Source organism: Komagataeibacter sucrofermentans DSM 15973 (genome assembly GCF_040581405.1).
Lineage (GTDB): Bacteria > Pseudomonadota > Alphaproteobacteria > Acetobacterales > Acetobacteraceae > Komagataeibacter > Komagataeibacter sucrofermentans.
In genome coordinates this window covers 48575-72763 of sequence record NZ_CP137158.1, presented here as the reverse complement: position 1 = coordinate 72763, position 24189 = coordinate 48575, and the positions used below count along the sequence as shown (strand labels likewise).

The 24189-nt window shown below is 57.5% G+C and carries 21 protein-coding genes and 2 pseudogenes; 8 read left to right on the top strand and 15 right to left on the bottom strand.

The window, feature by feature from the left end:
- The first annotated feature begins 228 nt into the window (after positions 1-228).
- Positions 229-810, top strand: coding sequence for a cytochrome b (locus tag R5N89_RS14325; protein WP_007396731.1), 582 nt, complete (start codon positions 229-231; stop codon positions 808-810).
- Positions 800-1507, top strand: coding sequence for a VIT family protein (locus R5N89_RS14320; RefSeq protein WP_007396730.1), 708 nt, complete (start codon positions 800-802; stop codon positions 1505-1507). Before R5N89_RS14325 ends, R5N89_RS14320 begins: the two co-directional genes overlap by 11 nt.
- A 431-nt stretch (positions 1508-1938) precedes the next feature.
- On the opposite strand, the gene R5N89_RS14315 is transcribed toward R5N89_RS14320, so the two are convergent.
- Positions 1939-2625 carry a response regulator transcription factor gene (locus tag R5N89_RS14315; RefSeq protein WP_007396728.1) on the bottom strand — a complete coding sequence of 229 codons (687 nt, stop codon included), beginning with the start codon at positions 2623-2625 and terminating at the stop codon, positions 1939-1941.
- Between the two features lie 453 nt (positions 2626-3078).
- Here R5N89_RS14315 and R5N89_RS14310 point away from each other — a divergent pair, with 453 nt between their 5' ends.
- From R5N89_RS14310 to R5N89_RS14300, 3 genes and pseudogenes are all read left to right on the top strand, one after another.
- Positions 3079-4476, top strand: coding sequence for a HAMP domain-containing sensor histidine kinase (locus tag R5N89_RS14310; RefSeq protein ID WP_053324002.1), 1398 nt, complete (start codon positions 3079-3081; stop codon positions 4474-4476).
- Positions 4477-4666: 190 nt separating this feature from the next.
- Positions 4667-5413 (top strand): sulfite exporter TauE/SafE family protein, encoded by a 747-nt coding sequence (locus R5N89_RS14305; RefSeq protein WP_241503147.1) that lies wholly within the window; start codon positions 4667-4669, stop codon positions 5411-5413.
- A 209-nt stretch (positions 5414-5622) separates the two neighbouring features.
- Positions 5623-6377, top strand: a pseudogene (locus tag R5N89_RS14300) (IS5 family transposase); the annotation flags it as partial.
- Between the two features lie 244 nt (positions 6378-6621).
- Here the strand turns inward: R5N89_RS14300 and R5N89_RS14295 are convergent.
- The 12 genes and pseudogenes from R5N89_RS14295 to R5N89_RS14240 form a co-directional block, all read right to left on the bottom strand.
- Entirely contained in the window at positions 6622-7032 is a 411-nt protein-coding gene (locus R5N89_RS14295) for an Rrf2 family transcriptional regulator (protein WP_082267083.1), read from the bottom strand.
- Positions 7033-7199: 167 nt separating this feature from the next.
- Complete coding sequence (locus tag R5N89_RS14290) at positions 7200-8537, bottom strand: histidine kinase dimerization/phospho-acceptor domain-containing protein (RefSeq protein ID WP_014106854.1); 1338 nt, start codon at positions 8535-8537, stop codon at positions 7200-7202.
- A complete protein-coding gene (locus R5N89_RS14285) occupies positions 8534-9205 on the bottom strand; it encodes a response regulator transcription factor (protein WP_014106853.1) in 672 nt (223 codons plus the stop codon). Before R5N89_RS14285 ends, R5N89_RS14290 begins: the two co-directional genes overlap by 4 nt.
- Positions 9205-12279 carry an efflux RND transporter permease subunit gene (locus R5N89_RS14280; protein ID WP_110569786.1) on the bottom strand — a complete coding sequence of 1025 codons (3075 nt, stop codon included), beginning with the start codon at positions 12277-12279 and terminating at the stop codon, positions 9205-9207. The genes R5N89_RS14285 and R5N89_RS14280 overlap by 1 nt, the downstream gene beginning before the upstream one ends.
- The gene (locus R5N89_RS14275) at positions 12279-13430 is read right to left on the bottom strand and encodes an efflux RND transporter periplasmic adaptor subunit (protein WP_110569787.1); all 1152 of its coding nucleotides are present in this window, start codon (positions 13428-13430) and stop codon (positions 12279-12281) included. Before R5N89_RS14275 ends, R5N89_RS14280 begins: the two co-directional genes overlap by 1 nt.
- Positions 13427-14674 carry a TolC family protein gene (locus R5N89_RS14270; protein ID WP_019092071.1) on the bottom strand — a complete coding sequence of 416 codons (1248 nt, stop codon included), beginning with the start codon at positions 14672-14674 and terminating at the stop codon, positions 13427-13429. The genes R5N89_RS14275 and R5N89_RS14270 overlap by 4 nt, the downstream gene beginning before the upstream one ends.
- An 11-nt stretch (positions 14675-14685) precedes the next feature.
- Entirely contained in the window at positions 14686-15162 is a 477-nt protein-coding gene (locus R5N89_RS14265; protein ID WP_370664434.1) for a hypothetical protein, read from the bottom strand.
- 198 nt (positions 15163-15360) lie between these two features.
- Positions 15361-15872, bottom strand: a pseudogene (locus R5N89_RS14260) (transposase); the annotation flags it as partial.
- Between the two features lie 519 nt (positions 15873-16391).
- The gene (locus R5N89_RS14255) at positions 16392-16691 is read right to left on the bottom strand and encodes a type II toxin-antitoxin system PemK/MazF family toxin (protein ID WP_078527732.1); all 300 of its coding nucleotides are present in this window, start codon (positions 16689-16691) and stop codon (positions 16392-16394) included.
- 102 nt (positions 16692-16793) lie between these two features.
- Positions 16794-16946 carry a transcriptional regulator gene (locus R5N89_RS14250; protein ID WP_053323998.1) on the bottom strand — a complete coding sequence of 51 codons (153 nt, stop codon included), beginning with the start codon at positions 16944-16946 and terminating at the stop codon, positions 16794-16796.
- Positions 16947-17015: 69 nt separating this feature from the next.
- Positions 17016-17684: a MucR family transcriptional regulator gene (locus tag R5N89_RS14245; protein WP_110569788.1), complete on the bottom strand. Its 669-nt coding sequence runs from the start codon at positions 17682-17684 to the stop codon at positions 17016-17018.
- 384 nt (positions 17685-18068) lie between these two features.
- Complete coding sequence (locus R5N89_RS14240) at positions 18069-18383, bottom strand: WGR domain-containing protein (protein WP_186336128.1); 315 nt, start codon at positions 18381-18383, stop codon at positions 18069-18071.
- A gap of 526 nt (positions 18384-18909) precedes the next feature.
- Here R5N89_RS14240 and R5N89_RS14235 point away from each other — a divergent pair.
- The 3 genes from R5N89_RS14235 to R5N89_RS14225 all read left to right on the top strand — a co-directional run bounded on the left by R5N89_RS14235 (position 18910) and on the right by R5N89_RS14225 (position 20898).
- On the top strand, positions 18910-19299 hold the full coding sequence (locus R5N89_RS14235; protein ID WP_110569790.1) for a hypothetical protein: 390 nt from the start codon (positions 18910-18912) through the stop codon (positions 19297-19299).
- A 61-nt stretch (positions 19300-19360) separates the two neighbouring features.
- On the top strand, positions 19361-20365 hold the full coding sequence (locus R5N89_RS14230; protein WP_208624714.1) for a thiol:disulfide interchange protein: 1005 nt from the start codon (positions 19361-19363) through the stop codon (positions 20363-20365).
- Complete coding sequence (locus tag R5N89_RS14225) at positions 20362-20898, top strand: hypothetical protein (protein ID WP_110569791.1); 537 nt, start codon at positions 20362-20364, stop codon at positions 20896-20898. The genes R5N89_RS14230 and R5N89_RS14225 overlap by 4 nt, the downstream gene beginning before the upstream one ends.
- Before the next feature lie 405 nt (positions 20899-21303).
- Here the strand turns inward: R5N89_RS14225 and R5N89_RS14220 are convergent, their stop codons facing one another.
- Positions 21304-21801, bottom strand: a complete 498-nt coding sequence (locus R5N89_RS14220) for a hypothetical protein (RefSeq protein WP_110569793.1) — start codon at positions 21799-21801, stop codon at positions 21304-21306.
- A gap of 24 nt (positions 21802-21825) precedes the next feature.
- The gene (locus R5N89_RS14215; RefSeq protein WP_110569794.1) at positions 21826-24186 is read right to left on the bottom strand and encodes a DotA/TraY family protein; all 2361 of its coding nucleotides are present in this window, start codon (positions 24184-24186) and stop codon (positions 21826-21828) included.
- Positions 24187-24189: the final 3 nt, after the last annotated feature.

Here is a 24189-nt window from a genome sequence, read left to right as displayed (position 1 = left end):
CCATCACATTTGCGATCCGGTTTACCGAAAATGGCCGTAGCTTGCACATATTCTGCGATGTCATTAGGTCACGGGCGCCACACAGTTATCTGGATACAGGTTCCTTGCTCGCTGCCGGTGTCGTCGTGGGTTTACCATCTCCATTCTTTTTTTACAGTCTGAACACCAACGGACCGCAGGTATCGGCAAGGCGGCCAATCGTTCAGGTTCGCGTCATGTTTGAGTGATATGATCGTTCGGATGAAATACAAATCTGGCCTTTCCCCAGCACGTTATGACGCACCAACAATCATTTTCCACTGGGGATGCACGGCCATTATCATACTGCAGTTCGCAACCGCGAATTTATGGGGCCTGTTCCGGAACCCGCTACACCATCAACTGGTGGTGACCCACCTGACGGCAGGCATGGTACTGAGCGTTCTGTTTCCCGCACGCCTGCTATGGCGACTAGGCTGGGGACGGCAGATCCGCGCCGCCGATCGCTGGCTTGATGCCATGCTGGCGCGCTGCGTGGAATACAGCCTGTATGGTTTAGTCCTGCTGGAAATCCTCCTGGGATATCTGTGGCGATGGGGCAATGGGCAGGCCATGAGTTTCCTGTCCATCCAGATCATGCCGCCCTTTGGCAGGTTTCCGACATCGACAGTCGGCATTCTGCACTGGCTGCACCAGTGGAATGGCTGGCTGATCATCGTGCTTGCCACGGGTCATGCGCTGGCCGCGTGTTTTCATTACTTCATTCTCCGGGACAATGTTTTTCAGAGAATGCTGCTGACAGGGAATGTATCCGATGAATATGGAAAGTAAAATACCGCTGCGCCCCAAAGAAATCCACGCGACCTCCCGTCTGGGCTGGCTGCGGGCCGCTGTTCTGGGGGCGAATGATGGTATCCTGTCAACATCCAGCCTGATCATTGGTGTCGCCAGCGCCCATGCGACACAGGGGAGCATCCTGCTGGCTGGAATTTCCAGTCTGGCTGCCGGGGCCATGTCCATGGCCGCAGGGGAATATGTGTCCGTTAGCTCGCAGGCGGATTCTGAGAAGGCTGACCTCGCCCGCGAAAAAAAGGAGCTTGGCAGTAGCTGGGACGCTGAAGTGAGCGAACTGGCCGGGATATACCGTCAGCGTGGCCTGGATGATATTCTGTCACGCAAGGTTGCCCTTCAGCTCATGAAGCATGATGCACTGGGGGCGCACGCCCGCGATGAACTCGGCATTTCGGACGCGACTGCGGCGCGCCCGGTACAGGCCGCCTTTGCATCGGCTAGCGCATTCTCTTCCGGTGCCATACTGCCCGTGCTGGCAGCCCTGCTGTCGCCAGCCAGCGTGGTCTCGTGGAGTGTATCCGCTGTATCCCTGATTGGTCTGGCGGTGTTGGGAGTCGTGGGTGCGCGTGCAGGTGGGGCCTCACCATGGCGTCCGGCAATGCGGGTCATATTCTGGGGCATCGTAGCGATGGCCGTGACGGCTGCCATCGGCCGGATATTCGGGGTACAGACATAATGTATTAAATATTTCTGTATATTGAACGAATGGAATGATATCGTGAATGTACTTCTTGTAATTGTGCTATCAAAGGCTTTCGTTTCAGTGCTCTGCATGCGACTTGTATTTCATTTATATCGTGACAAAAACAATATAATATTACATAGAAATGGGTCTGTGGGATAATGCTATCCCGGCAATAGATAGTGGGCATCAACTTCCTTGAAGACTTTCCCAAGGCGGCTATGGGAACCCCGCTTCTCCTGCGGGACGCGAATTATATGCGCAGTGATCTCTATTCCGTTGTCGCTGCGATCGTTAATGGCCGACTACGATGTCGGACCGAAAGGCATTTGCCTACACGCCATGGTCATCCTGCTTGCGTACCCATCTCATCCAGGATGGCCGAACCGGGCATGCATGCAAGATCATCCTATACCGCCAGGGAGTCACGCACTCATGACATAACCGCTACCCCTGACGGTGTGGATCAGAGGTTGGCCGTCCTGCCCCAGTTTTTCCCGCAGACGACAAATATGCGTTTCGACGATGTTCGTACGAACCGGGAAATCCATATGCCAGACATCCTTCAGCAGCATTTGCCGGGAAAGCACCGTGCCTGCATTCCTCATGAAATATTCCAGAAGTTTTAGTTCCTGAGGCTGCAGAAGAACCTTTTCGCCATTCCGTGTCACTGCAAGCGTCAGCAGATTGAGTTCAACGTCAGCCACATTCATTATTGTTGTATGCTGGAAGGAAGATGATCGACGAAGCAGTACCTGCACGCGCGCGACCAACTCGCGTAATGCAAATGGCTTGATCATGTAATCATCCGCACCATGCCGCAGACCGGCGACACGGCTTGGTACGCCATCCATCGTCGTCAGGAACAGGACTGGCGTCATGATGGCATAAGAGCGCATGCGCATGAGAATTGTCAGTCCATCCAGACCAGGCAGCATGCGATCTAGAATGACGATATCCCACGTTTGCGACAGGGCATGCTGCGATCCATCGGTCCCGTTAGCGACACAAACCACGTCAATTCCGCTTTCCTCCAGTCCCTGCCGCACGTAATCCGTAGTTGCGTGGTCATCTTCAACCAAAAGCAGGCGGGGGCGTGTTACCAGCGTCATGAAGCAGGCCAATCAACAAATTTAATGTCCCGCCCAGCGAGACTGAGTTCTTGATCAGGTTATCAGAATCATTGTTACATGACACCATCCATGACGATGGATAGACAATTATTGGCATTTTTTAATGTATCGACCATGTCTCCAAATTGAATACAGAATAAATAATATCAATATTTCATGTGATACATATCATAAATGTGGATGTATATGTATTATATTTTATACGGTATTAAAACAAATACTACGTACGCGCAGGCATATAAAAAATAAAAGACGGTAAGTTCTCTCCGGACAGGACAAGGCAAAGGGGTTAACGCGGAAAGACCATTGAGGGTAAAGTCAGGCCACAGGGCTGGAGCCTATGCCAACCGGACCTGTCATGATCGGGGACGGGTGGATCTTGTCCGGTCATCCATATCCTGAGAGGATGTCGCTACATGATAAATATGTCCAATGATGTCGTGGAATAGGATATCCCGACGCCGAAATGTGGAGACACGACGTATCATCGCCACGACGTCGTTTCGTATCGTCACGTTGTTCGCCGGTCTTTTTATATTGGGCGGCATGGTCATGACTATAACGTCAGGCCTTTACAGCCAGTCAACCATGCGCCAGCAGATCCGCCGGGAAGTGGAGAACGAGAGCCATGAGACATTTGCAGATGCTGGTGTTGCGGATGTCCGACATCTCCTGCCAGTTGTGCAAGGACTGATCGAACATGAACCCGGTTTCCATTATTTGCTTCAGGACTCCGGACAGGTCATTGTCGCAGGCAACATGCTGCATCTGCGACCAGTGCCGGGCGAACGCTGGCTGGCATGGTCCCATCGCCTGCCGAAAGAAATCAACCAGGATATCGTTTATGGAATAGGTTATCGCCTTGATGACGGCGGCTATTACTTCGTGGGCATGGATGCCTCGCCCCTGACGCATCTCCAACGCGCATTATGGACAACGATCCTGTGGGGCATTGCAGGATTTGGTCTGATAGGGGTAGCGGGCGGCCTTTTCCTGAGCAACCTGATCCTGAAATGGATCGAGACGATAAGCAGGACGGCACGGAGCATCATGCAGGGCGATATGTCTCGCCGCATCCCGCTACGTGGCACGGATGATGAGCTTGATCATCTCTCGGAGAGCCTCAATGCGATGCTCGACCAGAATGAATACCTGATTGCAAGTCTGAAACAGGTCTCCAATGACATCGCGCACGACATGCGCCGCCCGCTGGCGCGTATGCGCCAGAATCTTGAGCGCGCCATTGGGGCACATGGACCTTCCGATACCATGCATGAGCAGGTCGAGTGTGCAATCGAGGATCTGGATGCCGCATTGGAAATATTTTCCTCGCTGCTCAAGCTGGCGCAACTTGAGTCCGGGGCATGGAACAACGAAATGGAACCCCTCGATCCCGCACGACTTCTGGAATCAGTTCTAGAACCGTATCGCTCCGTTATCGAAGACAATGGACAGCGCCTGGAAACCGAAATCATTCCCGCCTGCCCTACCGTCACCGGTCATCCAGTCCTTTTACGGCAGGCATTCTCCAACCTGATCGAGAATGCCGTACGCCATACGCCTGACCAGACCACCATCACAGCGACCATAATGCTTTCGGACAAGACCATCACGATAGAAATAGCCGATAATGGTCCAGGCATTCCGGACGAAGCCATGCTTCGGGTATTCGACCGCTTTGTCCGTCTTGATACAAGCCGTACGCATGACGGTAACGGGCTAGGGCTTACCATGGTGAAAGCCGTAGTACAACTGCACCGGGGCACGATCGTCTTGTCTCACAACAACCCTGGCGTAAGGTGTATCGTTAAATTACCCATAGAGATCTAGCCTTCACGGCCTCATAGACAGCAGACCTCCTGGCTGGTTAGAGATGTGCAAATACGACTGAAGATTGGGGCATTGTAAGCTGACATCCCCGTGAGCTTTCGCCAGAAATAATGATGCCGCGCGCCCATGCGATGTGGCCGCCTGCAACGGTCCCGGCGAGCAGGGATCCAAATCGGGATTCATACAAACCATGCTGCTCTGGTCCCTGATTCTGGTTGCATCAGCCGCGGCATTTGGCCTGAGCGCCGTGTCGGGAGGCGGTGCCGGGCTGCTCCTAATGCCCCTGCTGGGGCTGGTGCTGCCTGGCACTCAGGTGCCAGCCGCCCTGTCGATCGGGACAGTTGCCAGTTCGGCGACGCGCATCATCTCGTTCCGGCAGGCGATCCGGTGGGACATCGTCCGGCATTTTGCGCCCACCGCGTTGCCCTTCGCCGCCCTGGGCGCATGGGCATTGAGCCGTATGGAGCCAGCCTATCTGTCGCTGCTTCTTGGCGTATTCCTGATGGGCAATCTTCCCCTTCTCTTTCGCAAGCCTGCACCCCAGGTCACTGTGAAAACGCCCCACGCTATCGAACTGCACGTGCTGGGTGCTACCGCCGGCTTCATTTCCGGTTTTACCGGAGCGGTCGGCCTGGTGTTCAATGGGTTTTATTATCGACTTGGTCTGCGGAAGGAAGAAATCGTCGCAACCCGCGCGGCCAACGAAATCATGCTGCATGTGCTCAAGATCGCTCTCTACGCTGAGTTCGGCCTGTTGAATACCCGGGCCAGCATTGCGGGTATCGCTGTTGCTGCGGCGGCGGTTCTGTCATCAATAATCATGAAGTACCTGTTGCCGCACCTACATGATCGCTTGTTTCACCATATTGGTCATGCCGCCATGGTCGTGGCGGGTGTCATGATGGTGATCTCCGCCAGTAGTCAGTTAGCGCGGTAGGCAAATGTCACGGTGCATTTCGCCCACGTAGCCCATGAAGCCGCAGCGTCCGTGTCATGGCGGCAACACACTTTCGCGGTCGAATGGGAAAATGGTGATGAACGCGAGTTGAGCCCCCGAGTGCTTTCCAGACTGGCTTCATCCCCTATGATAACAACCCATTGATTTGAGTGCGGGAATCTGATTCAGGCTCTGTGAGGAGACTGGAGATGAGCGACCTGTTTTGGCTGCCGGACGAACAAATGGAGCGTCTGCGGCCCTTTTTCTTTAAGAGCCATGGTAGAGCCTGCGTTGATGACCGCCGAATGCTGAGCGGCATCATTTTTGTCAATCGGAACGGCTTGCGCTGGCGCGATGCGCCCCGGGAATACGGTCCACATAAGACGCTCTAAAACCGTTGGAAGCGCTGGGGCGCCATGGGGATCTGCGCCCGGATGATGGACGGTCTGGCTGCCGGAAAGGCAGAGCCCCAGACCATCATGACTGATGCGACGTATCTCCAGGCACACCGCACGGCTTCGAGCGTGCGGCTAAAAAAGGGGATCCAGGTCGCTTGATCGGCCGCACCAGAGGGGCATAAACACGAAGCTGCATGCGATCACCGACCAGAGTGGGCGACCGCTGAGCTTTTTCATGACTGCGGGACAGATAAGCGATTATACCGATGCCGCTGCCCTGCTGGATAGTCTTCCTGAAGCACAATGGATGCCGGGAGATCGCGGGGATGACGCCGACTGGTTCAGGGACGCCCTGGAAGCAAAAGGTATAAAAGCCCTGCATTTCAGGACAGAAATCTCGCGGAAAACCGGTCAGATACGACAAGAGAAAATATAAACGCCGCAATCGCGTCGAGATCATATTCGGAAGGCTCAAGGGCTGGCGGCGGGTTGCAACCCGCTACAACAGGTGCCCGACCGTCTTCTTCTCAGCCATCTGTCTCACCGCAACCGTCATGTTCTGGCTATGTGTCCCGAGCCTAGAAGCCGTCCGTACTTTGGTAAAAATCTTTCAACACCGTAATAATAATAACGTCCGCTATCATTATATTACCCGCAACAAAGTGAACTTTTCACCTGAAGATTATATGAATCTTACTTCACACGAGATTCACTATGACTACAGTGATATTTTTTTCATCGACGGCTTCAAATGTTCTATCAAGTGTTTGAGGGAGGCATCATGCCAGGATGGAAAAGTGAGCAAACACATTATCCTGAACCACTAGTGAGATCCAGTAAGCTCATCCCATCGGAAAATGCCATAAATGCATCAACGGCCTGTACTATGAGATGGCGAAACTGACAAGCATTGCCCAGTATACACTGGTTATTGCCAGATGAGTGACAGGCACCAGGGGATTCTTTTTCAGTTTCCATGAGCCGCATAATATGACCGACGTTTATGTTTCTGGCAGACACAGCCAGACGGATGCCACCAGTACGTCCCCGGGTACCTTGTACGATCCCGGCATGACACAGGTGTTGTACAACTTTCACAAGATGATTGTGCGAAATGCCATGCAACTCAGTGATGTTCCTGACGGTAACACGCGAATCAGGATTACACGCCAAGTGGATCAACACACGGAAAGCGTAGTCGGTACGCAGCGAAAGACGCATCAACCCCACCACCCATAGGCACGTGTTGACTGATTTTCCCAAGCAGCCTCTCAGAATATTGCCAACGGGCTGCTACCAGGCAACCGTGACGTAGGGCATTCGTGACATAGGGGAGTAGAGTACGCAAAATGGAGTTGCCTGCGCGTCTGTTCCTCTACAGTCATGAATTAGGTTACCTTCGAGTTTGGAAAGGTGACACACACACCAAATCCTCTGGCAGATCCTGTAAGTGGGGAACGTAAGCGCAGAGTAACGTCCATTTGGGTAGCGATATTACTGGCAATGGCGAGACCCAGGCCACTGCCATGATTACCGGTCCCGCCGCGCACGAATGGGCTAGTCAGCCGCTGGAATATGCCGGGTGGCAGCGCGGGGCAGTCATTGGTGATGTCGATTCCACCATCTGGTAGCACGGCCACCCGCACGGGCATATGGTGCCCTCCATGCAGCAGGGCGTTTTCAAGCAGGTTGCGCAACATGATGCCGGTCGCATCCATGTCACCATGTACGAATATGTGGTGAATCCCGTCTGGCGCGATGACAATGCCCTGCCCGTCACACGGATTATGCCCAAGATCATCGACAAGGACACGCACTACGGTCATCAGGTCGAAACGGTCGCGCCGGAAAGCGACGCCGGACGAGGCGCGGGAAAACTGCAGCAGTTTTTCCACCGTGCGGCCCAGCCTGCGGGTCCGGTCGGCAATGACCTCCACCCGCCGGCCCGTATCCGAACCCGCCGGCATCAGTCGGCCCAGCATCTGTACCTGCGCCAGAAGGGCTCCAAGCGGGTTACGCAGTTCATGCGCAGCGCTTGCGGCAAAGGCGCGCTCGGTAGAGAGCGCTGCCTCCAACCGCGCCAACAGCGTATTGATCGAGCGCTGGATGGAGACTAGTTCGTCAGGGAGATCAAGGGGAGGAATGGGCTGAAGGTTGCCGCTGCCACGTGCGCGCATCTCGTCATGCAGCAGGTCCAGCGGGCGCAGGGCGCGCCGCACGATCAGGCGCACCAGCCACCAGATCACCGGCATGAAAAGCAGCATGGGCACGACAGAGATCAGCATCGCGCGCCGGACGGCCTCGCGCCGGTGGAAGGTCGGTTCCCCCACAAGGACACGGTATTTCTCCGCCACGGGTGACGCGACATAAACGCGAAAATGCGGGACGTTGGCAAACCCGGTCCGCCAGTTGCTGACAAATGCGGTTTGCGGGGCATTCTGGGAACGCAGCACGACATGTCCACTCACGTCCACGACCTGATAGGCCAGTGTGCGCGGTCCGGCCTCGGGCAGCCAGGCGATGGATGACGCCGCACCCGGTTCGTGCAGTCGCGTGGCCACCGCCGTCTGCAACCGCTCGGCCACTTCCTGCAGCGAGTTATCCAGCCGTTCCGTCACCTCGTAGCGGGTAAATCCGCCCACGGCGATACTGAGGATCAGCAGCCCCAGAATAACGACCATAAGTACGCTGCTGATGATGCGGGTGGACAGGCTCCAGCTTTTCATGAGCCGTTCTTTCCATCCAGGCAGTAACCACGACCGCGTATGGTCCGGATCACGTTATTGCCCAGCTTGCGCCGCAGGCGGCTGATGAAGACCTCGACAGTATTGCTGTCCACTTCGCGATCCAGCGCATAAAGGACCGTGTCGATCTGCTGGCGCGAATAGATCCGGCCCGGACTGCGCGAGAGCAGTTCCATGATGCTCCATTCGCGCGCGGTCAGGTCCAGCCGCTCGCCATCACGCGATACGGACCGGTTCTCCCGGTCTATCGTAATCTCTCCCACGCGGCAGTGCGCCTGCCTGCGCGGCGATGCATACCGGCGGGCTACCGCCGCAATGCGGGCCACGAGTTCATTCAGGTCATAGGGCTTGACGATATAATCATCCGCCCCTTCGGACAGACCCGCGATACGGTCACTGATCTGGTCTTCTGCCGTGGTGATGAGGATGGCGATGTCAGACGATGTCCGGCGGACCTCACGCAGCAGGTCGCGCCCGCTTCCATCGGGCAGGCCAAGGTCGAGCAGTATGAAATCATAATCCACCGTTGCCATGGCCGCGCGCGCGTCCTCCAGCGTCGTGAACCAGTCCACGGCATGCCCGTCCAGACCCACGCGCTCCTGCACCGCCACACCCAGATCGTATTCATCCTCGACAATAAGGATACGCATCAGTCCTGATCCTTTTCCCGCATGACCCGGGCGTATAATGAAGGCAATACCAGCAACGTCAGGAGCGTGGACGAAACCAGTCCCCCGATCACCACGCTGGCCAGCGGGCGTTCGACCTCCGCCCCGGCACTGTCGGAAAACGCCATGGGAAAAAAGCCAAGGCTGGCGACAAGGGCTGTGGCCATGACGGGACGGAAGCGGGATTCCGCGGCCGCAAAGGCCGCCTGTGCCACGGCCATTCCCCGTGCCCGCAGGGCTGCGATCTCACTGACCAGCACCACGCCATTCAGGATCGCCACGCCAAACAGCGCGATGAAGCCGATCCCCGCCGAAATGCTGAACGGCATGCCGCGCAGCGTCAGCGCCACGATGCCGCCGGTTGCCGCCACCGGCAGGTTGACGAACACCAGCAGCGCGGGCCGCACCGCGCCAAACGCCACCACCAGCAGCGCAAAGATCAGGCCAAGGGCAACGGGCAGCACGATTTCCAGCCGCCTTGTGGCTGATTGCAGGTTACGGAACTGCCCGTCCCATTCCATGGTATATCCTGCGGGCAGTTTCACCTCCCGCGCCACACGGGCCTGCGCTTCGGCCACGTAACCGGCCAGGTCGCGCCCGCGCACATTGGCCTGCACCACCATGCGCCGGCGGACCCGGTCACGGCTTATGCGCGGCGGGCCATCGACTTCATGCACATGCGCCACCTGTGACAGCAGGACATTGCCCTGCCCGTCCATGCGCCGGACCTGCAGCGCGGCGACGGCGGCGGCAGATGTAACAGTGCGGGGGTCAAGACGCACCTGCGTGCCGATGATGGCATTGTCCACGATGACCGGCCTTGTACCGACATGCCCGCCAACCGCCTCCACCGTATCCAGAATGTCCTGCACCGCCACATTGCGGCTGGCGGCCTGCGTGCGGTCGATATCGGCGACGATCAGCGGTACGGTGCCATCACCCGCCGCCGCGACGTCTGCCGCTCCCTTCACCCCCGACATGGCTGCCACCACCCGGTCACCCAGATTGGCCAGCGTGGCCAGGTCATCGCCAAAGATCGACACCGCGATCTGCGTGCGCACGCCAGACAGCAGGTCGTCCATGCGCATCTGCACCGGCTGGCTCCACGAATACAGCGCATCGGGCAGTTCGCGCCGCAGGGTGTCATCCATCGCGGCCACAAGCCCCGCCTGCGTGCGGGCGGTCTTCCATGTAGAGGGCGGGTTGAGGAAGATGAAGCTGTCGGTCTCGTTCACGCCCATCGGGTCGGTCGGAATGGCGGATGTGCCGGTATTGCTGACCACGGAGCGCACTTCGGGAAAGCGGCGCAGGATCTGTTCCTGCTTCGTGACCGACGCCAGCACGGTGTCGAGCGAGGCCGAGGGCAGCCGCGTGGTGGTGACCGCCAGCGCCCCTTCATCAAGCTGGGGAATGAACTCACCGCCCAGCCTCATCGCAAGCCCCGCTGAAAGGGCCAGCACCACCAGCGTACCGCCAAACAGGATGCGTGGATGGGTTTCCCCCCATGTCACCATATGGGTATAGGGCCGGCGCAGGAAGGCAATCAGCCGCGTATCACCCGCAGGCCGCACGCCCCCCAGCGCAAGGGCGGCCAGGACGGGCACGCAGATGAAGCAGTACGCCAGCGACGCCAGCAGCGCCATGATGACCGTCTGCGCCATGGGGCGGAACATGTGCCCCTCGATCCCCTGCAGGGTCAGGATCGGCAGGTAGACCATGATGATGACCAGTATGGCAAACCCCACCGGGCGCATGACCTGCTGCACGGACGAGATGACCAGCGGGATGAATTCCGCTTCCGGTTCTTCCTCCCGCCGCGACAGCACATGTTCGATCACCACCAGCGAACCATCGACAATCATGCCGAAATCGATTGCGCCAAGGCTGAGCAGGTTGGCCGAGATACCGAACTGCCGCATGCCCGCCATCGCGCAGACAAGGGCAACCGGAATGACCGAGGCAATGACAAGGGCGGCCTGCCAGCTCCCGATCACCACCACCAGCACCCCCACCACCAGCACGGCGCCCATGACCAGGTTGTCACGCACGGTGGCGATGGTCTGCCCGGTCAGGGTGGCGCGGGTGTAATAGGGTTCGATCGTAACCCCGGCGGGCAGCGCCTGCCTTATGCCCGGCAGGGCGCGGTCGATCGCGGCAAGCGTTGCGTTGGAACTCGCCCCGCTTTCCATCATCACCACGCCGATCACAATCTCGCCCTGCCCGTCACGCGTTACCGCCCCCAGACGGGTGCGCGCGCCTGCGCGCACGCGGCCAAGATCGCGCAGCCGCACGGCGGACCCATCGGGGTTGGTGCGCACGGCAATGTTGCCAAAGTCGGCCAGGCTGCCGACCAGCCCGCGTCCGACCACGCTCTGCTGTTCGGCATGGTGCGTGATCCATCCGCCGCCGGATGCCGCGTTGCCGGCATCCACCGCACGATAGACCTCGCCTACCGAAAGGTTGCTGCCGATCAGCCGCGCGGGGTCCAGCGTCACCTCATAGGTTTCTTCCGCCCCGCCATTGACGTTGACATCCACCACACCGGGTACAAGACGCATCTGCGGCACCACGGTCCAGTTCATGATGCGGTTGAGTTCCATGAGCGAACGCCCCGCGCCACGGATCTGGAACTGCATGATTTCGCCCATGCCAGTGGCCAGCGGCCCCATGCTGACGGTAATGCCGGGCACGGATATGTTTGAACGCGCCTGCTGTATGCGCTCGTTCACGCGGGTGCGGTCCAGGTTGATGTCGGTATCATCGGCAAACTGCACATACACCACCGAGACGCCGCCGCGCGATACGGAACGCAGGTCAGTCATGCCGGGGATTCCGGTCATGCTGGTCTCGACGGGAAAGGTGATGAGTTTTTCCACTTCCTCCGTCGCAAGGCCCGGCGCCACGACCGAGACGAGAACCTGCCGGGGCGAAATATCCGGCACCGCTTCCACCGGCAGGCCCAGGACAGTCATGATGCCCGCGGCCAGCAGCAGGCCAAGACCGCCCAGCACCAGCATGCGCGCGCGGATCAGGGTGGCAAGGTAGGCATGTGCCATCAGTCTGCATCCATTCCGGCCAGACCGATGACGGAACGCAGGGCAAAACTACCATGACCCACCACCGGCTCGCCCTCTGTCAGGCCGGAACGCAGCACTGCCTGCCGCCCGTCATCCAGTGCCACATCGACCACGACCGGCCGGTAGTCCGTCGCGTTCACCCGCACGAACACGACGCTGCGCCCGTCAATCTGCTGGATGGCTTCGGACGGCACGACAAGACCCGCCACGCTGTCACGCTGAGCCAGTGCGGAATCCAGCACCATACCGGGCACCAGCGCGCCAGTGGGGTTTGACACACGGCTTATGACCCGGACCAGCCCGGTCAGGGAACTGGCCATCCCGTCCACCGTATCGATACGGGATGTAAACGGGCCGTCTGCCGTCCGCGTTACCTGCTGGCCGCCTGGTGCGATCCGCGCCGCCTGGTCCGGCGGGATGTCGGAGACAAGCCATATGCTGGACAGATCCGCGACGGTGGCCACATCCATGCTCGGGTCCACATCACCCGCCACTGACGTACCGATCACCTGCACCATGCCGTTGACAGGGGAGATCAGGGTCGAGGTTTCGTCTTCCGCGCCCTGACTGTCCTGCTCCGATGATGAATTGAACTCCTCGGCAAAACGGTGGCCCAACGTGTCCACATCCGCCTGGCGTGCACGCATGGTGGCATCCGCCTGTGCCAGCACGTCCTGCCTGCGGCGCAGTTCGGCCAATGATATGCTCTCGCCAGCCAGTGCCCTAGCCCGCTGCACCGCGCCTGCCGCATCGGTCCGGGCCGCAATGGCGGCAGCAAGCGCTGCACGCATCTGAACCGCCTGCAGGCGCGCAACATGCAGGGAATGATCCTGATAGCGCACCAGCGCCTGCCCCCGCTGCACGGATGCTCCGGGCTGTACCAGTACTGCCAGCACCTTGCCACTGCCGGCGGGATGGATATGCACGACCCGCGTCGTATCGGGCATGACCCGGCTCATGACCGGCAGCATGGGTGCCACGCGACCCGGCGTGGCCGTGACGATGGTTACCCCTTCATTGGCAACCGCCGCCCCGTCCAGCTTCACGATCGGGGGCAGCGCCCCCTCCCCTGCATGGGCAGGCAGGGCGGGCAGGCCGAGAAGAAACAGGATGGAGGCAATCCGCTTCATGGCACAACACCTGTTGCAATCAGCATGCGGATGCTAGCGACATGCCATTCCACCTCAGCCCGGGCACTGGCCAGTCGGGTATTGGCGGCCGCCTGCCGGGCGGCAAGCGCCGTATCCACACCGGCTTCGCCTACCCGCCAGGCCCGTTCCTGCGCCTGGGCCCGCTTTTCCATATTCTCTGCGGCACTGCGGGTAGCCTGTCGTGCCGTGGTGGCCGCGATCAGGCGTTCACGCACGCGCATCATTTCCAGATGCACCATGCGCCGCGCCTGCGTTTCCTGGCTGGTGGCCGTGGCCAGGCGGTTGCGGGCTTCGGACATGATGGGCGTGTTACGGACCTCGCTGGGCAGGGGGATGCTGAAATTCACGCCCACACGATCATCCCACGGGCTGCCGTACTGCTTTTCATGAATGGCGTCCACGCCGATTTCCGGGTTGGGCATGAACGAACGGCGCGCCAGTTTCATGTTCGCTTCGGCGGCTTCCACATTGCGGTGCGCGACCTTTATGCGGGGATCGTTGTCTTCCATGTCGCGCGGGCTGACAAAACGGGCCTGCGTCACGTCGCCGCCACCATAACGGCTCAGGTCAGGCACAACCGGGCGCCCCAGCAGCACCTCCAGGGCCGTAGTCGCGTTCTGCGCTTCCTCCTGTGCCAGGGCCAGTTCATCGCGCGCGTTCTCCATCGCCGCCTGCGCCACCTGCCCGTCGGTCGCGGCCAGTTCGCCCCCCTGCACCGCGCGCGTGGCGCTGGCGGCCATGCGCGCGGTCGCATCATACAGGGTGCGGGCCACATCCACCCGGCTGCGGGCGATCAGGGCGGCGGCGCCTGCATCAAGCACCCGGATGGACAGTGCCATGTGTTCGACATTGAGCTGTTCATCAATCGACGCGGCTTCCGCGCTGGCGACCTGTTTCGTGGCGCTGCCCTGCCCCGGCAGCCATAGCGGCACCGACACGCCGCCCTGATAGGTTGTATAGCCTTCGTTACTGCCCAGCATGTGGTCATCCATGTATTCACCCGACAGGGTCGGGCCGCCGGCAAACCATGACCCGGCAGCGCTGGCGCGGGCGCGGGCGGAATGATGGCCGACCTGAAGTTCGGTGCGGACGGGATCGATCGCCCAGGCCATGCCGACGGCTTCATGGAAGGATGGGCCAGGGCGGGCGTCCTGGGCCAGGGCCATCCATGGCAGGGCACAGGCCATGGCGATCGACACGATGGGGGGGATGGCGCGGTTCATGCTTCAGGCCATCATGGAATGGCGCGACCACCATGGCTGATCCGTTCGGCCAAATCGCTCCACAGTCGCGCCATCAGCAGATTGATCTCGGACGTGACCGAAAACGGGGACTGCGAACGCGCCAGGGGCGAAAGGGACATGCGTTCCCCGATGACAAAATGCCCCTGCGAGAACAGCCGGGCCGAAATCGCCCCCTGCTGCCCCTGCCCCATGGGCCTCGTAACGGAAATACGCAGGTGTGGCGGCGGGTCGGCAATGAGACCGAAGACATGCCGTTCAGCTTCATCAGAGGGGCACGCCACGCCCTGCAGCACGGCGTCACGCAGTACGGAATGGGGATAACCCCCATACATGCCATCTACATGCAAACGTATACCATGCCGGACCGTCATACATATGCCCTCTGTCCCATCATCCGCCCAAGCGGCCGACACCCCTAGGAAGAAAATACAGGCTGCATACAGACTATCCCGCACTATCCTTTGCATAATAAGCGTCTGTTCCCCGGCGTACATAAAGTTCCTGCCATCACGACGACGACTTTCTGACGGTAACAGAGAAACCTGACGTGAACCTGAACATCCGGTCTACAAAAGAAAATTTATATTATGAAAATGATTATCATTTCTATATTTAGAGTAAGCGATAATTTCATATGTGAATTTAAGGCTCTGTTAGAGCCTGAATTAGAAAGCGGTTTGATTGATTTGTCTCAGCACCCTGCAGATATGGACAATCATCAACTGTGCACAGGATAACGAGATTGGTGCCTCGACATGTTTCGTGAAACGGCGGCAGCGTCCGAGTCATACGAAGCGACGCTCCACGATCCAGCGTTTCGGCATGATGATGAAGCCTTCAGCCCGATCGCTGCGCTTGACGATCTCGATCGTCCGTCGGCCACGTTCGACCAGCACACCACGCAACTTCTCGCCAGCATATCCACCCTCACCAATCAGATGGCGCAGCCAAGCGAACAATGAGCGTATTTTGCTTGCTGCCGGCGGCGCACCGTTATGATCCTGAATGTCGGCGGGATGCACGACAGCTGCCACGACATGACACAGCGTGCCGGTCGAGATATGCCGCTCGCGACCCTTGATTTTTTTGCTCGCGTCATAACCACAGCGGCCGCTGTTGTAGCGGTTTTAACCGACTGGCTGTCAATAACACCCACCGAAAGCGTGGCGTCTTGCCCACTTGTGCTGCTCTGCCACAGCTGGCTAGGCTCGTATCTCGGATTTGAGCATCTGTTAAAGTTCCTTGCTACGGACGGACATGATGCTGTCGTGCCCTCGGTACCCAGCTCTGCCTTTTTCAACCCGATCACCGGTATCATACATAGGCCCGCGTTGTGCAGCCGCACTCATATGCGGGCTGATGGCTCGTCTAGCCGGTACCCGGCGTTTTGAACGCTCATCGGCGTCAGGATAAGGCTCCAGACTCACCCCGCACCCAGACTGAAACAGGTGATTTCACACCCCTGCCCAATTAGAGTACAAAACCCGACCACAGCCCGGTGCCATTGCTAACGTATAGCAACCTACCGCCAGGAATGTGCTGGCAGCCGCAACCGAACGTGACCCTGTTCGGCTGTGCTGCACATCTCATGTTTCCGTTTTCTGGCGCAGAGGCCAACGTTGCCCTGTATGTCGGCGTAGAACGTGGTTGATCGCTCATCAGACAAGCGCATGCAGCGTCGAACCTACAACACATATTAAGAAGTCCGGCAGGACATGTTTGAATACATTGAAATGTTCGGGCTTCCCTGTTTTCCTCGGCCAGCCAGTAATCTGGCATGCTGACGAACTGCCTCAATTTCCTTTGCCGAGACCTTTCCTTTGAGCTTCGCGTTCCGCATCCGCCAGTCCAGACTTCTCACCTGATCAGAGAGGACCACACTGGCGGGTTTTACTACTACGGCTACTTCAAACGGATAGCCTTTGATTTTAGTGGTCATGGGGCAGCAAAGCGTCATCCCCGCTTTGGCATTATAACTTGCAGGGCTGAGAAGCACCGCAGGCCGATGCACAGCCCGTTTCCGCCCCGGCTGAGGGATCAAATTCCAACCAGACAATGTCGCCGCAGTCCGGAACCCACGTGACCTGCGATTTGGTGTTCACCAGCTTTCGTCACCTACAGACTGTCCAAAGTCAATTTCATCATGCCCGTTCAGATCGGTAATCCCAGCGACGAGATCTTCCAGTTTGAGCAGTGTGGCGCGAACTGGCGCAATGATAACTCGAACATCTTCCTCATGAACATTCATCATCTGATCATCCTGACGTTCGGGTGATGCCTGGCTGCCTTATGACAAAGCCGGATAGGCTGGGCTGATCAGTCAGACCTTGGCCCCTTTTGCTTTCGTGCCGGTCTTCCGTACCGCACGCGGTCTCGCTGAAGTCTTGGAACCCGGCGTTTTCTTTGGCGATGCCGCGGAAGATCCGGTTTCAGTTGCCGACGACCTGGATCGCTTCGAAATCGTTTTTTTGGGGGGTAATACAGCCTCTGCAGTGTCGACCAACACTTCTTTCGTCGCACTATCGACAGAAGGTGCTGCGGTTGCTTCGTCCACGGGAGCGGTCTGGGGCACCAAAACCTTACGTCCGAGACCCGCGTCTCGCGCCAGAGTCGCCCGCATTTTGGCATACTCCGGAGCAACCATGGGATAATCCATAGGAAGCTGCCACTTCTCTCGGTATTGCGTTGGCGTCATTCCGTACCTTGTCTGCAGGTGACGCTTGAGCATTTTGAGTTTTTTGCCATCTTCCAGACAGACGATGTAGTCAGGAAATACCGACTGCGCGACTGGAACTGCGGGTTGCTGGGCAGGGATGCTGCTGTTTTTCTCTGTGGCCGGTGTTGTTTCGCGGATAGCGGCGTAGACATCGCGGATAAACGCCGGGACATGTTCTGTCGGCAGAGAGGTATTGGTATTGCCGAGATGCGCTGCCACGATGTCGCTCATGGCAATTACAATTGCCGGGGTTAGGTCGTCTGATTGGTCCATGATAAAGCCTCTCCGCTATATTTTTGCCGAATAACATTGCCGGAGTGTAAGTCTTTATGCAATCGGCAAAATATGGCGTATCGAAAGCTGAATTATATATTGCGGTACGTTGCCTACATCGATCACATTGCACCATGAACATCAAGTTTTACGCAAATTGTATGCGGCGGAGCCTGCCCCTGATTACGCTATCAGACGGCGTAAACCGGCTTATGCAGCGGGCCTTTCACGAAAACTACGGCTCACCTCAATGTCGATGATAAGTTTTTTTAGTCGGAATATATCCACACACGAATTTTCCATGACGTGGTGAGCGGATACAGTATTTATCTCTATCACCTGTCTGATGATCACCCCGGGTTATCCTGCAGATAATGCTGCCAGTCATGACTGTGTAACGATATAGCCGCGTTTCAGGCGATAACGGATCATCGCGGTCAGAGCATTCACCGCAGCGCCTTCGTCGGGATAGAGATCCACGCGCTGGGTGCCAGCTGTCCCGATCCTGCCCCAGTTACGAACAAGTGCAGCACCACCGAACAGGTCGGGCTGAACTGACAGTCCGTAATACCGCCACTCATTGAAACTGGGTTGAATACGGCGCAACTGGACCGATAGCGGGAACAGTCCAAGTTGTATTGTTTTCCCTGGGGGAACGGCGCTCCTTGATCTTCTGGATGTCATATTGGTCCTGCGCATCGCATGATGCTAACATGATCTATTATCCAAGTACAGATATTCTGAACTTCTTTCAGCCTTTTGCAACTCCGCGTGGAGCATGCATGGATCATTTCCTACGATCTATGGGTCGGATGATACGATGCGGATGTCTTCCGATACGTCAATCATCCAGCACATTGGTGGTTGCCTCAAGCCATGACCCGGTCGAAGATGACGTAGAAGACGCTTTTTCTCGCCACTCAGGCGTGACTGCCCTTCGATCAGCCAGAAAGTGCAGGGCATGTTTCGAACATGCGTTGCCCGCAGAATATTGACGAAACACTTGGTAACAATAATGAGATATACGTTACAACAAGACGGAATCGTGTAGATTGAGCAGCCTGATCATGATTCCGTGGAGCCAGGTGACCAGATTAAATCACTACGGAAATCGTCAATAATGGCAAAGTATATCGGGTTATGCCGCTCCAGCGCTCCGTAAGAAACATGGCAACCGTGCACTGCGTTGCTTCAGTGTGTTCGTCTTGATCCGTGTGAGGATGATATGAAGTTTGATGAACTTCGCTCGCGTTTCGAGCTTATCGATGACGAACAATCCGGACAGCTATGTCTGACGCTGGTTCAGGCGATTTTAGCGCTGAGATGCAATATTGAATACATTGCTTCTCCAGCGAAAACATCAACTGCCAGGCGTGAGCAGGCAAGATCATTGCACCCCATTCTGGTGCTTTGCCACGAAAAAGGCCGTCAGTTGAAAGACGACCACCCGAATTCCCATTATTTGCAACTCCGCGTTGATATTCTTGTAAAAATGATAAGCGAGATGTCGGTCGAGGAGTTAGGAAGCGAAGCAGAAGATACGTTTATTCTCTCCCCGATCCCCCCCCCTTTTGAAAATCTCCTGTCTCAAGAAAGGGGAAACGACAAGGGATGATTTTTTAATCGCAGTCGCATGATCAGGGCGTACAGGACATAGGTATTGTCCGGAGTCCGCCATGCGCTGTTTCTACGTGTTGCCATTTCTCCTGCTCATGCACGCGCCAGCGCGAGGACAGCAATGCTCTGTGTCTACTCCGATTGAGTCCAGGAGCGACACCATAGGGCCGACCCTGGAACATGATGATAAAGGTAGGACCGATGCAGTCGCCCACCTTGGGATCGCAGGGGCCAACATCGAAAAACTACCCGATCTCCACGGGTTCGAAGCTGGCATCGCCCATACCCGGAACGAACTCCTCGTCTTTTTCGCTCCGGAAAGCCATGCAATCGTGCTTAGCGGCACGATGATTCCGGTACCCTACGACACCCTACGTTCACTGGCCGGGTCGCGCGCCCACGATCTCGCACCGGTCGATGGCATCAGGGGAATGTTTGTTCGGGCAGATAATCGTTTTCAGGTCGTCTATGCGACCCCGGATGGCAAGGCAGCAGTCGCGGCCCGGATGTGGGGCGCCACCGGACAGGACATCACGAAAGACCAGATCAGGGGCATTCCTGGAGCCGTCCCAGAAATCAGTATCTCTGGCGCTTCATCCGACGCTAACGAACAGTCCGAGTTCCAGGGGCTCTCGGGAGGCCTTATAGGGATACCTTCCGCCCCGGAAGTCATCATGTTCATAGACCCGCAATGCATTTACTCGATGAAGGCGATGCATATCCTTCAGCCCGCAATCGATGCAGGGAAAGTTCGCCTGAAAATAGTCCCGCTGTCATTGCTTGATTACGAGGATAACGGCGCCAGTACCGTCAATGCGAGAACCATGCTATCGCTCCCGGCAAACGAGATGGCACAAGCGTGGGTCAACGGTCGTCTAAACCCGGGATTGGCTGCACCTGAACCGGATAGTGGGGAGAAGCTTGCCCGTAATACCCGGATTGCACGGCAGATAGGGCTCACAGGGACACCAACGTTCGTCTGGATGCACCGCAATGGCGGGACCGGCCGGCTCGACGGCGTTCCCACGGATGTCGCCACATTTCTCACCTCGGTCTCGCAATGAAGACACGACAGGACCAGACCGGCCCGCGGCGTTTTTTTGAAAGAACGCGCAAGGTGGCCCGCGTGGTGATTGGCGACCCACGTACATTGGTCGCCTGGTCCGATGTAACGAGGAATGCCGCGCTGATTGAAGCCCTCGGGAAGGCATTACTGAAGCCTAAAGCCGGTATGCAGGGCCCGCGGGCGCCAGACGGTACCCCTATTGATATCGCCGCGGTCGCTGCCGAATACGGCGTCGAACCCCGCGTTGTGGCGATCTTACTCGATCAGAGACAGCATGAGACATACAGGCGGGCGCTTGCTGCCAGTATGCTCGCTGTTGTTCTGGTGCTTGGCTGGACCGGAGAAATGCTCCTTTCCCACTGGAAGGGCAGCCAACTCCTTGCTGCGCTGGAGTTCGCACCCTTCTGGACATTTCTGACACTCGTGGCGTTTCAGAACGCGTGGCTCAACTGGCAGATCCGCGAACGCCGCCTGGGTTCCGCTCGCCAATTTGTCGCCACCGCCGACAGCCTCATTCCACGCAGGCCGTAACCGCAAGTCCATCTGCATTACGCTGGTGAATAGATAGGATCGGCGGAGCACTCAGAACGTGCCGGGTGGCGCGTTCTTGTCGCCGCCCTGAGCGCCTGTTGCCCAGGTGGCGTGTTCATAATCCTCGCGCCCCAACATCGCCCGTGGATCATCAGGCCGGACGATCGTACCAGCCCGATCGTACGTGGCGGGTTTCCAGATTACACGTGTCGATCCGTATGCAGCGTGCGGATCATAACGCGCATGCCTGGTTGGGGGAGCCTTTGGGCCATGCACATGGGCAGCGGATGACACGTTGCCAGCGCTGCATGCTGCAAGCCAGGGGGAGAGGACAAGAGGCAGAATGAAATGTTTCACGAATGGTCTCCCGCGTAGAGGCGACCATCCTGACCAAAGATCTTGCGACTAGGGCTGCCGCTTTCTCCATTCATTTTCCATGGAAAGGTAGCCCCAAATCCGTCGTTCCATGTTCCCGGCCTTGGTTGTCAGTGTGACATGGTCATCGCTGAGTCGGCGGTAATTGACACGGATTGCCTCAAGTTCTTGCGCCCGGTCTTTTTCCTGTTCCCTTGATATTTTGAGATCGTTGGCAAGCTGCTCAGCATGAGCACTCGTCCGACAAAAATGGTCTTTCAGTTCTCTGATCTGGGATTCCAGGCCATGAGCGTAGTCTTTCCAGTCTTCCAACTGGCTTTCGAGTTTATCGGAATGAGCATTTGCCAGATTAAGTGCCTCGGTCAAGCGACTGATTAACCGAACCTGCTCTTCGAGTTCGTTAAAATGCGGCGGAGCAACACCATGAAGGGCCTGTCGGATATTGCGTTGCAAGCTCTCGCTATACTGACACGACATGCGTCCGAGTATGAAGCCTGCCGGCCCACTCATCCCGTTGCCACCAAACATTTCATGCCCTCCAAGTGTAACGCACTATAGGATCTTTTTCATTGTCGTATCTACAGCTTTATTTGCACCCGTATATATTTGCTTACTATTTTTATCATCCATAGGCTGGGTCGCAGTTCGATCGCTCCCACCGAGCGACTGCTGAATCGAGAGCAACGTGCCCGCCATACCGACAACGGCGGCGTCCCGGCTGAACTGGTCGATGTCGACCCGGTCCACGTCACCAAATCCGATCATGGCGGGAACCCGCTGGGGCAGGATCGAGATCATCCTGAATGAAATGAACGCCAAAGTGACATGAATCATGACAAACAGGCTGACCAGAACAATCATGCCGAGGAAGTTGCTCACGATCCAACCGTTTGACAGCACCAGTCCGGCCGCAATGCCGAAACACATGTGGATCAGCCACGACACTGAATCAAATATAAAATATCCGAGGAAAAGCCCGAATAGCATCAGTACCGGCCGGAAGATGACATTGAACAGAAGAGCATAACCCTGTTTTGCATGACCGTGCAGCCCCTCCCCGTTCATGGTCATATGCGCGAGCATCCACAGAGGCGCTGCAATCACGGACTCACAGACCATGATGAACCATCCAGCCACGGCAAACATCCACATGACAAACGGGATCATCGGGATGACATAGGCGATGGTGAGGCCTGGCATAAGCATGGCGAAACAGCCGCCGATAATCGGCGCGCCAAAAAAGTGCATCAGCGCGTGCCCGGCCCCTGCCGCTACGGCACCTTCAGGATTCCCGCTCAGAAGCGACAGCACGCCGATACCGACGGTCCCGGCCGTAGAAGAAAGAACCGACGCAGTGCCCATGGTGAGAAGGGCGGTCGTGATCATCCAGTTTCCAAGTGACATGAGATTGCCAAACGGATCGGTCCAGTAGCCGTTCGTCCCGGACGGCTCGATAAATCGGGTCACGATCTGCAGGGCGTAATCGTTCAGGTGCAGGGCGCGGAACAGCTGGTCGAGCAGACCCGCACCGTCTCCACCCGGTATCGCGCCCGTGTACAGGTCAGCATTCCCGCCCGGCGCGGTCACGCCATCCTGCGTCGCAACCATGCTGTCGATGTTTTCCATAAAAGTGTCCGCAGACTGCACAAGAGGCGCAATGTCCGAGGCAAGATAGTTTCCGAGACCGGAATAGGATGGCGTGGTGATGGTTGGCGTTGCGGTCATAAGAGACAGGGTCTGGCCATTGAGGCGCGCGAATTCGAGATAGTAGGCTCCTGCGCCGGTCCACCCGAGATTATCCATCTGGTTGCTGGTGTTGACCGCATCTCCGTTCGTCGAAATCCCCCATTGGTGGAGCGCGAGCGTCTGATTGTTGACCGTGTCCTGAAGCTTAGACCGCAGTTGTGCCGCCTGCGTCGTGAGACGCGACGCATAATCGTTGGTGGCATTAACGATGATGGTCATGAGTGGGGCCAGGGACGCTGTCGTTTTCGTTTGCCAGTAATTCTGCGCGACCTGCGCAACCTGGCTGCGAATGTCGCCAAGGATCACGGAATCAAGAACCTGTTTTTGCATACCCGCCTGGTCGACCTGGAAACCGGCCAGATTCACTGCGTCAGTATTGGGCGCCTGCAGACTTACGGCCCCGCAAACCGGTGTCCCGTCTCCTGCGCCGGCTGCCATATTGTAAGAATAGTTGATGATTCCCATCTTCCCGCCGGTCACGGACAGGACGGTCTGCCCGGTCGGGGCAGCAATCAGGTTCGTGTTATTCGCAGCAATGTTAATAATGGCCCGGCAGAACTCATTTTTCACAAGGCCGGTCACAATCCCCTTTGTGCCGGGGATAAGGGGCTGTGCGATGACCTTGCCGTCTGGTCCGATTGCCTGCTTCGCCTTGTCGTAGACGACCTTCGCCATACCGATGCCCCAGAGCGAGCCCTGCACGACAACGGCCTGCGCCGCATTAAAGCCGGTTGTCGGAAGCGGCCACATCAGGATGGCTGCAATCCCGATCCGCACAATCGACATGCTGGTCTGGTTGTTGCCAAGGAGTTGCGCTGTTTCTGCCCCCCGGTGGATGTTCATGAAATAGATATAGCTTACGACCGCCATCGCAAATGCCATGACGAACCCGGAGAACCACCCGATCATGGTTCCTATGACGGTCGCCTCGTTGCCGATGCTGGGCGCGCCCGTATCCTGGCCGAAAACCGGGAATACGGACCGGATGACCTGCGCCGCCCAGTCACTGCCCGGATCAAGCAGGTCCCATGTCACGTTATAGCCCGTGCTGCTGGCTGCATCTCCCGAACCGGTCGCGACAACCGTCTGCGCTGCAGCGGACACGGTAAGAGCCGACAGAAACAGGAGCGGCAGGATCGCGAATACAGGGCGACGAAAGGGCGTCATGGT